Raw genomic sequence first — 12,872 nt, forward strand, 5'->3', positions numbered from 1 at the left:
GGCCGTCGGGCTGCGGCAAGTCCACCATGCTGCGCATGATCGCCGGGCTGGAGGAGGTCACCTCGGGTACCATCTCCATCGGCGGCACGGACGTCACGCACCTGCACCCCGGCCAGCGCGGCGTGGCCATGGTGTTCCAGTCCTACGCGCTCTATCCGCACATGACGGTGGCCGAGAACATCACCTTCGGCCTGAAGCGGCAGGGCGTCGACCGGGCGGTCATCGAACGGCGCCTGAAGGAAGTGGCCGCCATGCTTGGCCTTGAGGCGCTGCTGGAGCGCAAGCCGAAGAACATGTCCGGCGGCCAGCAGCAGCGCGTCGCCATGGCACGTGCCATGATCAAGACGCCCAAGGTGTTCCTGTTCGACGAGCCGCTTTCCAACCTCGATGCCAAGCTGCGCGAGAAGCTCAGAACCGAAATCCGCAAGATGCATCTTGCGTTGAAGACGACGACCATCTTCGTGACCCATGACCAGCTTGAGGCGATGACGATCGCCGACCGCATCGTGCTGATGCGCGCCGGCCGGATCGAGCAGCAGGGTACGCCGGACGAGATCTTCGACCGTCCCGCCACCCGCTTCGTAGCCGATTTCATCGGCTCGCCGGCCATGAACTTCCGCCTCGCCACCGTCTCTGCGGCGGCGGGCGGGCTTGAGGCGGTGGCCGGCGCCATCCGCCTGCCCCTGCCGGCCGGCCGTTTCGCGGTGCAGCCGGGGCAGGAGGTGGAACTGGGCCTGCGCCCCTCGCGCATGGACCTGTGCGCCCCGGATACCCCCGGTGCCATCGCCGGGCGGGTGGTGCTGATCGAGAACATGGGCAGCGAAGGGCAGGTCATCGCCAGTGTCGACGGCACCGACATGTCGTTCGTTACCAAGGCGTTCCGCGGCCTGCAGCCCGGCGATCCGGTGAGCTTCGCGCTGCCCGGCGAACACCTCCACATCTTCGACCGCGCCTCCGGCCGGTCCCTTCTTGCTGCCGAGGCCTGACATGGCAAACCTGCTGCCCTTCGCCCACACCCGCTTTGCCGAAAAGATCGCGCGCATCCGCGCCGGCACCTACAGCACCGGCGATTTCATGATCGCGGATGCCAAGGACGCCGATCTTTCCGGCGGCATTCTCACCACCGGCCGGCGGCGCGATGCGGCGGGCCGGGTGACCGGCAACCGCACGCGGCCGGAATTCCTGGCCGAGATGCGCGCCCTCGTCGCGCAGGACTGCATCGACATCCTGCTCGCTTCCGCCAGCAACATCGAGGCGCTGGCCGATGCCGGCGCCTTTGCCGGTTCGCGCGTGATGCCGGCCTTTCGCGCCAACGAGACGACGTGCGTGTGGGGCAACCTGCGCGGCGGGCGCTATCGCGAGGCGCCGTCGCGGCCGCACCGCGGGGCGGCACTGGCCCATGCCCGCGCGCCGCTGTGCCTCTATTCGGTGACCTTCCTCAACGACCCCGGGCGGGATGCCGCGGCGCTGGAGGCCTATGCCGCCTTCCGGGCGGAGGCGCGCGCCGAGGGCATCCTGCATTTCTGGGAGGTGTTCAACCCGAATATCGACATCGGGATCGAGGCCGCCGGCATTGGCGCCTTCGTCAACGACTGCATCGTGCGGGCGCTTGCCAGCCTGACGCGCGCCGAGCGGCCGGAATTCCTGAAGGTTGCCTATAACGGGCCGGCCGCCCTTGAGGAACTGGCGGCGCACGATCCTTCCATGGTCGTCGGCGTGCTGGGTGGCGGCGGCGGCACCCACCGCGATACCTTCGAGCTGGTGGTGCAGGCGGAGCGTTTCGGCGCCCGGCTGGCGCTGTTCGGTCGCAGGATCAACATGGCCGAACATCAGCCGGCACTTGTTCTGTGGATGCGGCGGGTTGCGGACCGTGCGGTCTTACCCGCAGAGGCCGTGCGGGGCTATCATGCCGATCTCGCCGCCTGCGGCTTCGCGCCGGATCGCGATCTGGAAGCCGATCTGCGCATCACCGAAGAGGTGCTGAAGAGCGCGGCGACGGCCGGCTGAAACGCGGGGCCGGGCAAGACATGCGGGCCGGGCAGTTGCTGCCACGGTCCGCCCAAGGAGAGCGCATGTCCCGCATCAACCATCCGTCCAGCCGGGCTGTCGCCGAAGTCGCCTGGCTCTATTATGTGAAGAACCTGACGCAGGGCGAGATCGCCAAGAAACTGGGGCTCTCCCGCCCGACCATCATCAGCTACCTGAAGCTTGCCAAGGAACGGCAGATCGTCTGCGTGAAGATCGCCGGCGAGCACTTCAAGGTCAACGCGCTTGCCGACCGGCTGCGGTCACGCTTCGGGCTGGCGCAGGCCCATGTCGTGCCCGACCACGGTCTGACGGGCGAGGCGCTGACCCGGCAGGTTTGCGAGGCGGCGGCGCAGGCGCTGCCGGATTTCGTCGGCCCGGGCGACGAACTGGGGGTCAGCTGGGGGCAGACCGTGTGGTTCGTCTCCGAAAGCGTGCCGTGGTGGCCGGTCGACGGCCTCACCGTGCGCCAGCTGATCGGCTCCATGGCCAACCCCCTGCTGCCGACATCGGAAAGCTGCTCGACGGAAATCGCCCGCCGGCTTTCCGCCGCCTGCGTCAACCTCAATGCGCCGGCGGTGTGTTCGTCGGAGCAGCTGGCCGGCATGCTCAAGGCCGAGCCGATCATCGCCGAACAGCTGCAGAACCTGAAGCGCTGCAACAAGGCGATCTATTCGCTGAGCCCGTGCACGCCCGACACCCATGTCGTGCAGTTCAAGATCGCCGCCGCCGCCGATGTGGCCGATTATGCAGCGCGCGGCGCGGTCGGCATCATCACCGGCCGTTTTGTCGATGCCCACGGCAACCCGGTGCTGGGGCCGCTCGACGACCGCCTGATCGGCGCCGATCATGAAACGCTGCGGGCCATGAACGGCATGCTGGTGGTGAGCGGCCTGCACAAGCTGGTGCCGGCTCTGGCGGTGCTGCGCGGCGGCTATGCCGAAGAAGTTGTCATCGACGTGCCGCTGGCCGAAGCGGTGCTGGCGGCGGCGGACTGAGCCGGCCGCTTCAGGCCGTCAGCGCGCCGAGATAGGCGAGAACCGCGTCCTTCGAGACTACGTCGGCATATTTGGCGTTCATGTCGAACAGGTTCGCCTCATGCGGGGCCGGATGGCGGTCGCCGCAGGCATCCGCCACCACGAGGGTGCGGAAGCCGTGCGACATGGCATCGACGCAGCTTGCCCGCACGCAGCCGCTGGTGGTGAGCCCGGTGAGGATGACACTGTCGGCACCGAGGCAGGTGAGCGTTGAGGCGAGCGAGGTGCCAAAGAACGCGCTCGGGTACTGCTTGGTGATCACCAGTTCGTCGGCTTCCGGCTCCAGCCCCGCCGGCCATGCGCCCATCGGGTTGCCGGGCAGGAAGCTGGCGAGCGGCCGGGCTTTCTCGAAGAACCGGCCGCCGTCGACGCCGCCGGCCGCATAGGCAACGCGGGTCAGAATGACCGGCACCCCTCTGGCGCGGGCCAGCGCGCGGATCTCCAGCGCTGCCGCCAGAGCCGGCTCCACCGGGGCCCACAGCGGCGACGAGGGGGTGAAATAGGCCGCCACGAAGTCGATCAGCAGCAGCGCCGGCCGCCGGCCGAAGCCGACGCGGTTATCGTAGGCGCGGCGGTAGTTTTCCGCGAGATCGGCGTCTGTCATCGGGTGTCTCCGGGCTTTGCGGATCAGAGCGCTGCGCCCGGCGGCGTCGCGCGGTGCCAGTCCGTGGCCTGCTGCAGGGCGGCGGCGACCGTGAGGCACAGGTCCTCCCGCCAGGGCGCGGCCACCACCTGCACGGCGGTCGGCAGGCCGCTGCGGCCGAAGCCGGCCGGCATCATCAGGGCCGGCAGGCCGGTCAGGTCGAACATCATGGTGTTGCGGGAAATGACGCTCTGGAACGGCAGTGCCGCGTCGTCGATGGCAACCGTCAGCGTTTCGAGGCTGCCGGCCTCGCCGCCGAGACCCGGTGTCAGCACCACATCCACCTCCGCGAGGAGGCGGCGGAACGCGGCGGTGGCCTGGGCCCGCACCCCCAGCGCTTCGCCATAATCGGCGGCGCTGTAGCCGAGCCCGGTTTCCAGACGGGCCACGAAGCCGGCATCGTAGTCGCCGCGCCGGTCGAGGTGGCGGCGGTGCAGGCCGGCAAGCTCGCTGAGCAGGATCGTCCACCCGGCCGCATGCCACCCCGCAGCCGGCAGGGCCGGCAGATCGGTGAGGCGCGCGCCGAGATCCGCGGCTGTCTTCAGCATCTGCTGCCAGTTGGTCAGCACGGCGGCATCGACCGCCTCGGTGAACCAGTTGACGGGCACGCCGATGCGCAGCCCGTCGAGGCGGCGGGCCTGCAGCGCGGCCGCGCAGCCTTCGGCCAGTCCGTCGCCGCGCGGCAGCGCCATCTGCGGCAGCGCAAGCGCCAGATCGGCGGCCGAACGGGCCATCGGCCCGACATGATCGAGGGTCCATGACAGGCAGGCGACGCCGCTGCGGCTGACGCGCTCGCGCGTCGGCTTCAGACCGGTTACGCCGCACCACGCCGACGGAACGCGGATGGAGCCGCCGGTATCGGTGCCGAGCGCCAGCGGCACGAGGCGCGCGGCGAGGGCGGCACCGGAGCCGGTGGAAGAGCCGCCGGTCCAGCGCGACGGGTCCCACGGATTGCCGACCGTGCCATAGCGCGGATTGAACGGCGAGCCCGCCGCATATTCCGTGGTGGCGGCCATGGCGAAGGGAATGGCGCCCGCGCGGCGCAGTGCGGCCACCGCCACGGCATCGCGCGGGGCGATGCGGTTTCCCGTCAGCCGCGAGCCGGCGGTAACCGGCTGACCGCCGACATCGATGATGTCCTTGACGGCAAAGGGAATGCCCTCCAGCGGTCGCGCCGTGCCTGCGCGCCAGCGCGCGGCACTTTCCGCGGCCGCCCCGGCCGCGCCGGCGACGAGGGTCAGCAGCGCCTGCCGGCCGGCGGCAACGGTGCCGGCGGCCTCCTGCAGCGCGGCAATCACGTCGGGCGGCGAAAACCGGCCGGCCGCGAAGGCCGCCAGCAGGTCGGCAACGCCGGCCTGCCGCGGAGCGGTGCAGCCGCCGGCCTGCGCCGGCAGCGGCGGGGCCGGGGGCCAGCCGGCCTCCGGCAGGGCTACGCTATCCGGTGCCAGCGGATCGGCGGGAAACACCGCCTCGGGCCCGGCGCCGCGGCCGGAGGGGAGGGCTGCCGGCTGCGGCGCGGGCACGGGGCTCATTCCGCAGCCGCGGCCTGAATGTTGGCCCGCGACTTCATCAGCGGCTGAATGCGCTGGCCGAACTGGTCCATGCCGACGAGGAAGTCGTCGAAGGTCAGCATGATGCCCTTGGTGCCGGGAACGGCGGCGATTTCGTCCATCATCTTCGCCACCTTCTCATAGGAACCGACGAGGGTGCCCATGTTCATGTTCACCGCACCGGCCGGCAGGTTGATGGTGCGGGCGGTGGAGTTGGCATCGGCCTTGGTGTCGCGCCCGCCCTGATCGGCCATCCACGACAGGGCTTCGACGTCCACGCCGTCGCAATATTTCTTCCACTTTGCCTCGGCGAGGGCATCGGTCTCGTCGGCGATGATCATGAACAGCACATAGGCGCCGACATCGCGCCCCGTCAGCGCGCTCGCCTCCACCAGACGCTCATTGGCGGGGGCGAAGGCGGTGGGGGTGTTGATGCCGCTGCCGAGTGCGAAATTGTAGTCGGCATATTCGGCGGCGAACTTCATGCCGCGCGGGCTCTGGCCGGCGGCCACGATCTTGATGTCGGCCGACGGCTGCGGCTTCAGCATGCAGTCGTTCATGGTGAAGTGTTCGCCCTTGAAGTTCGAGTGGCCGGTGGACCACAGCTCCTTCATGACGTGCACATATTCGCTCGAATAATCGTAGCGGTAGCCGAAATAGTCGTTCCCCGGCCACAGGCCCATCTGGTCGTATTCGGCAAGCTGCCAGCCCGACACGATGTTGACGCCGAACCGGCCGGGGGCGACGGAGTCGATGGTGCTGGCCATGCGCGCCACGATGGCCGGCGGCAGGGTGAGAACGGCCGTGGAGCCGAACAGCTTGATGCGCTTGGTAACGGCCGCAAGGCTGGCCATCAGCGTGAAGGATTCAAGCCCGTAATCCCAGAACTGCGACGGGCCGCCATAGCCGTGAAGCTTGATCATCGACAGCGCGAAATCGAGCCCGTAGCCCTCGGCCTTCTGAACGATCTGACGATTGAGATCGAACGACGGCAGATATTGCGGCGACGTCGTCGAGATCAGCCAGCCATTGTTCGCAATCGGGATGAAGACACCTATGTCCATCTCGGTCCCCTGTGGATGTCTGGAAGGCAGTTTTTTGATTGTATGTACGAACTAATGCAGGGAAATTCGGCCATGTCCAGACGCCCGGAGATCAAAAAATGGATTCGCCCATAATTTGAGCGTTCGCCGCCCGGCTGCGCAGCCACCCCGCCGGCGCGGCGTGCCGGCGCGCAAAAAAATGCGCCGCAGGGACGGACCCTGCAGCGCGCGGCGGTCGGATAACGAAAATGCGGGAGGCTCAGGCTTCCGGGTGCAGTGTCGAGGTGTAGGTGAAGCGATCGGCCGGCAGAATCTGGATGGCATATTCCAGCAAGCGGCTGCCGGAGCCGAAATAGCGGCGGCTGACGCGCAGCGCGAGATCGCCCTCGCGCGCGCTGAGGCGCGCGGCCATCGCCGCATCGAGCGTGGCGGGGCGGATCTCCTGCACGATTTCCTGGATCTTCTCGCCCGAGACCTTTTCGATCAGGTAGAACAGCGCCGTGCGCAGGGTGCCGACGTCGCGGACGGCGGCGGCAAGGCGGGCATCGACATAGACCTCGTTCCATGAGAACGGCTGGGTTTCGCCGGCGGGAAAGCGTGCGCCGGCCAGCCGCAGGAACGGCCGGCCGGGCCGGCAGCCGAGTTCGGTTGCAAGCCGGCCGCGGGCGGCAATCTCTTCCCGCTCGGTAATGACGAACTCGGTCTCTTTGGCAAACTCGAACAGTTCGGAGCGCGACTGGGCGATGAGGCGCTGGCGCGGCCGGTTGGCGGCCGATTCCACCCGCGTGCCCACGCCTTTGCGCGCCGAAAGCCGGCCCTGCGTGCGCAGCGTCGCAATGGCCTGCCGCACCGTCTGCCGGCTGACACCCAGTTCCCCGGCCAGTTCGTTCTCGGTCGGCAGCAGCGAGCCGACCGGGAAATCGCCGCTGTTGATGCGGCTTTCCAGATGAGAGGCCACCTGAAGATAAAGCGGCGTGGCCGAGCAGGCCGCCGGCCGCCATTCTGGCGCCGTCGCGGCGCCGGTGCCATCGGTTTCGGTCATGCGGCGTTCCTGCCCATGCGCCCTCTCTCCCCCCTTGATCTGCCCGCCGCTGCGCGTGCCATGCCAGTGCGCCGGCGGCAAGCGCCTCCTGTTTAATCGCCGAAACGGCTGGGCGCCGCCTTGCGGAGCCACAACAAAGTTATTAGTACGGACATTTGCAAGGGTCATTTGCAAGAGTCATTCCCGCAAAGTGGGCAGAGTTGGGGGCATCATGAGCCTTTCCGCCGCCGATCAGGCGCGTGCGGCAGCGCACGGGCGTCTCGTGCCCACGCTTGCGCTCGTCACCTGTGCGCAGATCGTGGCGACGGCCAGCGTTCTGGCGCTCACCGCGCTGGCGCCGGCGGCGGCGCGCGATCTCGGCGTCGGGGTCTATTTCATCGGCTACCAGATCAGCGTCATCTATGCGGCGGGCATGTTCACATCCGCCGTCGCCGGAACGCTGGTGCAGCGTTTCGGAGCGGTACGCATCGAGCGGCTGGCGCTGCTGCTGTTCGCAGCGGGCTTTCTCGGCCTTGCCTCGGCCAGCGTGTGGCTGGTGCTGCTCGCCACCGTGCTGATCGGCTTCGGCTATGGCCTCAACAATCCGGCCGCCTCGCAGATGCTGATGCCGGTGACGCCGGCGCGCGCCCGCAACTTCGTCTTTTCGCTGAAGCAGAGCGGCGTGCCGCTGGGCGGCGTCGTGGCTTCGCTGGCGCTGCCGGCCCTTGCCGCCCATCTCGGCTGGCGCGGCGCGCTGGCGTTGGCTGCCGCCGCGCCGGCGGCCATCTGGCTGTGGGCGGTGATCCTGCACGGGCCGGGCGGCACGGGAACGGACCGCCGCGCGCGCCTCGGCCGCGGCATCATCGACGAACAGTCCTTCATCTGGCGCGACGCGCGGCTGCGGGTGCTGGCGGTGCTGGGGCTGCTCTATTCTGCGGTGCAACTGGCGGCCTCGGCCTTTGCCGTCGTCACTCTGCTGCACGATCTCGGCTGGGGTGCGCTTGCGGCCGGCGGCCTTGCGGCGGCGATGCAGCTTGCCGGCGCCTTCGGCCGCGTCGGCTGGGGCGTGATTGCCGACCGCATCGGCGGCGATTTCCGCGCCCTCGGCCTCATCGGCTTCATCAGCGGGCTGTGCTGCCTTCTGTTTCCGCTGCTGCCGGCGCTGCCGGCGGCCGCGCAGATTGCGCTGTTCGTGGTGCTGGGGGCGACTTCGATCGGCTGGAACGGTGTGTTTCTCGCTGCCGTGGCGCGCTATGCGCCGCCGGCGCGGGTGGGGGCCATCACCGGCGGCGTGCTGGTCTACACCTTCGTCGGCGTCATCATCGGCCCCTCGGGTTTCGCCGCCGTCTATCTGCTTGCCGGCAGCTATGGCGGTGCCTTCGGTGTGTTCTCGCTGTTCGGCTTCCTCGGCGCGGTGCTGTCGCTGCAGGCCGACCGCCGTCGCCGCCGCCAGCAGCCCGCGGTGTAAGGGCGCGCGGCCGCCGGCGGCTGCACAGCGATATTTGTTCGTACAAAACAACCGACCTGCGCGTGCCCGCTCCCATCGGGCGTCGCGGTGGGCGGACTTTGCCAGACCCACAGCGCTTTTGACACACTGCACAAAATGGCCGGATTACCGCCAAATTCGCGCCTGCCGCGGGCAGTGTGCGGATTATTTGAGCAATGACAAAAAAGAGGCGGATTCCATTTGACGCTGATTTGATTAAGTCCGTACATTCATCCCCATCGCGCGGCGCAAGGTATCCAACCCGCGGCGACCATCACCGAAAAATGGGGACGTGCTTATGTCAAAGGTTGCGACCTTTTCCCTGCTCGCCTTCATGGGCGTATCAGCGGTTGCCGCACCGGCCGTGGCCGATCCGATGGCCGATGCCAGAGCCGTCATCGCGACGCACCAGCAGACCCCCGTTTTCGAACCGCCGGGCGAAGCCTTCGACGCCAGAAGCTGCATGGCCGGCAAGAAGGTGCTGTCCATTCCGCTGTCGATGACCATTCCCTTCGAGGTGCAGCTGACGCGCGCCATGAAGGAGGCGGCAAAGGAGGTCGGTTTCGAACTGGATGTCTGGGACAATCAGCTCAAGGTCGATCAGTGGATTCAGGGCGTGTCCCACGCCATCGGCGGCAAGTACGATGCCATCGACCTGACCGGCGGCCTCAACGCGCAGGTGCTGGGCCCGCAACTGGCCGAGGCGCGCGCCGCCGGCATCAAGATCAGCACCACCCATCTCTATGACGTGACGCAGACCCCCGACCCCAGCACGGACTATTCCGCCAAGGTGGATTTCTCCGGTGCCGGCCGCCTGCTGGCATCGTGGGCCTATGTGGCGACGGGCGGCAAGCCGAACGTGGTGATCGTCACCTCCACCGACATTCTGCCGAGCACGCCGTTTGTCGAGGCGATCCAGAAGCAGCTCAGGGATTATTGCCCGGACTGCAAGCAGAAGGTCGTCGACGTGCCGGCCAGCGAATGGTCGACCAAGATTCAGCCCGGCGTGCAGTCCGCCATTCTGGCGGACCCCACGCTCAACTATGTGCTGCCGATCTACGATTCCATGTCGCAGTTCGTGGTGCCGGCCCTGCGCGTGACCGGGTCTGAAGGCGCGGTGAGCATCGCCAGCTTCAACGGCACGCCGTTCATTCTGGACATGGTGCGCGAGGGCAACGTCAGCATGGATGTCGGCGAAAGCCTCGGCTGGGCGGGCTACGCCGCGGTCGACAACATCATGCGCATGATGTGCGGCAAGCCCGAGCCGGCCAAGCTCAATGTGCCGCTCGTGGTGTTCGACAAGTCCAATGTCGGGGCGGCGGGCGTGCCGGCCAACTACAACGACGGCTATGGCGATGCGCACCTGACCGGCTTCCGCAAGCTGTGGAAGCTGCAGGGCTGAGGCCGGATCCGCGGGCGGACCCAGGGAGGGCGAAGACGCCATGCAACAGGATGCGGTCCTGACGATGACCAACATCCGCATGCGGTTCGGCAGCCACTATGCGCTGAAGGGCGTGACGGTGTCGGTGCGCCGCGGCGAGGTGTTCGGCCTGCTCGGGCAGAACGGATCGGGCAAGTCCACCCTCATCAAGGTGCTCGCCGGGTTCCACCAGCCGGAAGAAGGCAGCGAGATCGTGCTCTGGGGGCAGCGCATGCCGCTGCCCCTCGACCCGATGGACATCAAAAAGCGCGGCGTCGCCTTCGTTCACCAGCATCTGGGCCTGATCCCCAGCCTGACGGTGGCGGAGAACATGCGCGTCGGCGCCCAGAACCACCGCCGGCCGTGGGCCGTGTCGTGGCGGCGGGAGGCTGACTATGTCGGCGCGCTGTTCCGCCGCTTTGGCCTTGCCATCGATCCGCGGGCGACGGTCGGCAGCCTCGCCCCGGTCGAGCGCGCCTTCGTCGCCATCGTGCGCGCGTTCGACGACCTTCGCGCCTCCGATGCCGGTCATGGCGGCGAGGGCATCCTCATTCTCGACGAGCCGACGCCGTTCCTGCCGGCGGAAGACGTGGAGCGGTTGTTTGCGCTGGTGCGCGAGATCGTCAGCACCGGCACCTCGGTGATGATCGTCACCCACGACATTGACGAGGTGCGTGCCATCACCGACCGCGTGGCGGTGCTGCGCGACGGCGAACTCGTCTCCGTGCTCGACACCCGGGTGGCGAGCCGGCAGGACATTCTGGATACCATCGTCGGCAGCCGCATCGAGGCCTTTGCCAAGAAGCGGATGCCGCCGGGGGAGGGCGAGACGGCGGTGACCGTTGCCGGCCTCGGCGGTGCATCGGGCTTCGGCTTCACCGTGCGGCGGGGCGAGATTCTGGGGCTGACCGGGCTGATCGGCTCCGGTTTCGCAGCGGTGCCCTACCGTCTGTTCGGCGCCATGCCGGCGGAGGGTTCCATTGAAATCGGCGGGCGCCGCGCCGGTCTTGCCCGCATGCGCCCGCTCGCGGCACAGGCGCTGGGCATGGCCTTTCTGCCCGGCGACCGGCTGGGGGCGGCCGGCGTCGGCAGCCTTTCGGTTGCCGACAACATCACGCTGCCGCTGATCGGATCGTTCGTGACGCCGTTCGGTCTCGACCGCGGGCGGATGCTGCGCGAGGCGCGAAGCCTCTCGGCCGCCTACGACGTGCGCCCGCCGCGCCCGGAACTGCCGCTCGCCGCGCTTTCCGGCGGCAACCAGCAGAAGGTGCTGCTGGCCAAGTGGATGCAGACCGCGCCGAAGCTGCTGATGCTCGACGAGCCGACGCAGGGCGTGGATTTCGGCGCGCGGCAGCAGATTTTCTCCGCCCTCGACCGTGCGGCCGCCGATGGCACCAGCATCCTGTGCGCCAGCACCGACAACGAGCAGCTTGCCCAGATCTGCGACCGCGTCCTCGTGTTTTCCCGCGGGCGGCCGGTTCTGGAACTGGCGGGCGAGGCGATCACCAAGGAGGCGATCGCCGAGGCCTGTTTCAACAGCGCGGCCCATGTTTCGGCCGCGTCCGGTCCGATCTCTGCGCCGATGGAGGCCGCCCAATGACGAGCGTCGACATTTCCGCCAAGACCGCCCGGCCGCCGGGCCCCGGCGCCGGGCTTTCCGCGGCGCGGGTGAAGACGGAACTGGAGCGCTTCGCGCTGGTCATCGCGTGGGTCGCCCTCATCGCGCTGTTCGGCGCGCTGATGCCCGAGGTGTTCCTGAGCTGGCGCAACTTTTCCACCATGTTCGGCTCGCAGGCCGTGCTGGTGGTGCTGACGCTGGCGATCCTCGTGCCGCTGACCTCCGGCGACTTCGACCTGTCATGCGCCTCGGTGCTGACGCTGAGCGCCATGATGGTTGCGGTGCTCAATGTGGTGCACGGCTGGCCGATCCTGCCCGTGCTGGTGTGCGTGCTGGCAGCGGGGGCGCTGGTGGGGGCTGTCAACGCCTTCTTCGTGCTCTATTTCCGCATCCATTCCCTGATCGTGACGCTCGGCATCGGCACCTTCGTCAACGGGGTCATCCTCTGGATCAGCGATTCACAGACCCTGTCGGGCATTTCCATGGGGTTGGTGCAGTGGGTCGTCATCAACCGGGTGTTCGGCATTCCGGTGGCGTTCTTCTATGCGCTGCTGCTCACGGTCGTGATCTGGTATGTGTTTGAATATACGGTGCCGGGCCGCAAGCTGCTGTTCGTCGGCCGCGGCCGCGAGGTTTCCCGCCTCAACGGCATCAATGTCGACCGTGTGCGGGCATCGTCGTTCATTGCGTCCGGCGTCATCGCGGCCTTCGCCGGTATCCTCTATGCCGGCATGACCGGTTCGGCCGATCCGCTGTCGGGTCTCAACCTGCTGCTGCCGGCCTTTGCCGCCGCTTTCCTCGGCGCCACCAGCATCATGCCCGGCCGCTTCAATCCCGTCGGGGCGTTCATCGCCGTCTATTTCCTCGTGACCGGCATCACCGGCCTCACGATGCTCGGCGCCAATGCCTACGTGCAGAACCTGTTCTATGGCGGCGCCCTCGTCATTGCCGTGGCGCTGAGCCAGCTCGTGCGTAATCGCCAGCCGCAGGACTTCAGCTGAGGACCACTTCAGCTGAATGGCGAATTAA

The 12,872-nt window shown here is 68.0% G+C and carries 11 protein-coding genes; 7 read left to right on the plus strand and 4 right to left on the minus strand.

Annotated elements, in window-relative coordinates; all coding sequences use genetic code 11:
* From V7067_RS03440 to V7067_RS03450, 3 genes are all read left to right on the plus strand, one after another.
* On the plus strand, positions 1 to 986 hold a 986-nt coding region (locus V7067_RS03440; protein ID WP_334174478.1), incomplete at its 5' end, for an ATP-binding cassette domain-containing protein.
* A 1-nt stretch (position 987) separates the two neighbouring features.
* On the plus strand, positions 988 to 2,007 hold the full coding sequence (locus tag V7067_RS03445; protein WP_334174479.1) for a hypothetical protein: 1,020 nt from the start codon (positions 988 to 990) through the stop codon (positions 2,005 to 2,007).
* A 65-nt stretch (positions 2,008 to 2,072) separates the two neighbouring features.
* A complete protein-coding gene (locus V7067_RS03450) occupies positions 2,073 to 3,023 on the plus strand; it encodes a sugar-binding domain-containing protein (RefSeq protein ID WP_334174480.1) in 951 nt (316 codons plus the stop codon).
* Between the two features lie 10 nt (positions 3,024 to 3,033).
* Here V7067_RS03450 and V7067_RS03455 read toward each other — a convergent pair whose 3' ends face one another.
* The 4 genes from V7067_RS03455 to V7067_RS03470 form a co-directional block, all read right to left on the minus strand.
* Positions 3,034 to 3,666: an isochorismatase family protein gene (locus V7067_RS03455; protein WP_334174481.1), complete on the minus strand. Its 633-nt coding sequence runs from the start codon at positions 3,664 to 3,666 to the stop codon at positions 3,034 to 3,036.
* 23 nt (positions 3,667 to 3,689) lie between these two features.
* The gene (locus V7067_RS03460) at positions 3,690 to 5,237 is read right to left on the minus strand and encodes an amidase (RefSeq protein ID WP_334174482.1); all 1,548 of its coding nucleotides are present in this window, start codon (positions 5,235 to 5,237) and stop codon (positions 3,690 to 3,692) included.
* Positions 5,234 to 6,319 (minus strand): pyrimidine utilization protein A, encoded by a 1,086-nt coding sequence (rutA, locus tag V7067_RS03465; RefSeq protein ID WP_334174483.1) that lies wholly within the window; start codon positions 6,317 to 6,319, stop codon positions 5,234 to 5,236. The genes V7067_RS03460 and rutA overlap by 4 nt, the downstream gene beginning before the upstream one ends.
* Positions 6,320 to 6,557: 238 nt before the next feature.
* Complete coding sequence (locus V7067_RS03470; RefSeq protein WP_334174484.1) at positions 6,558 to 7,340, minus strand: GntR family transcriptional regulator; 783 nt, start codon at positions 7,338 to 7,340, stop codon at positions 6,558 to 6,560.
* A gap of 211 nt (positions 7,341 to 7,551) precedes the next feature.
* Here V7067_RS03470 and V7067_RS03475 point away from each other — a divergent pair, with 211 nt between their 5' ends.
* The 4 genes from V7067_RS03475 (at position 7,552) to V7067_RS03490 (ending at position 12,844) form a co-directional block, all read left to right on the plus strand.
* The gene (locus V7067_RS03475; protein WP_334174485.1) at positions 7,552 to 8,787 is read left to right on the plus strand and encodes an MFS transporter; all 1,236 of its coding nucleotides are present in this window, start codon (positions 7,552 to 7,554) and stop codon (positions 8,785 to 8,787) included.
* 316 nt (positions 8,788 to 9,103) lie between these two features.
* Positions 9,104 to 10,207 carry a sugar ABC transporter substrate-binding protein gene (locus V7067_RS03480; RefSeq protein ID WP_334174486.1) on the plus strand — a complete coding sequence of 368 codons (1,104 nt, stop codon included), beginning with the start codon at positions 9,104 to 9,106 and terminating at the stop codon, positions 10,205 to 10,207.
* Positions 10,208 to 10,247: 40 nt separating this feature from the next.
* The gene (locus V7067_RS03485) at positions 10,248 to 11,825 is read left to right on the plus strand and encodes a sugar ABC transporter ATP-binding protein (RefSeq protein ID WP_334174487.1); all 1,578 of its coding nucleotides are present in this window, start codon (positions 10,248 to 10,250) and stop codon (positions 11,823 to 11,825) included.
* On the plus strand, positions 11,822 to 12,844 hold the full coding sequence (locus tag V7067_RS03490) for an ABC transporter permease (protein WP_334174488.1): 1,023 nt from the start codon (positions 11,822 to 11,824) through the stop codon (positions 12,842 to 12,844). Before V7067_RS03485 ends, V7067_RS03490 begins: the two co-directional genes overlap by 4 nt.
* Positions 12,845 to 12,872: the final 28 nt, after the last annotated feature.

The organism is Pseudoxanthobacter sp. (genome assembly GCF_036822375.1).
Classification (GTDB): Bacteria; Pseudomonadota; Alphaproteobacteria; order Rhizobiales; family Segnochrobactraceae; genus Pseudoxanthobacter.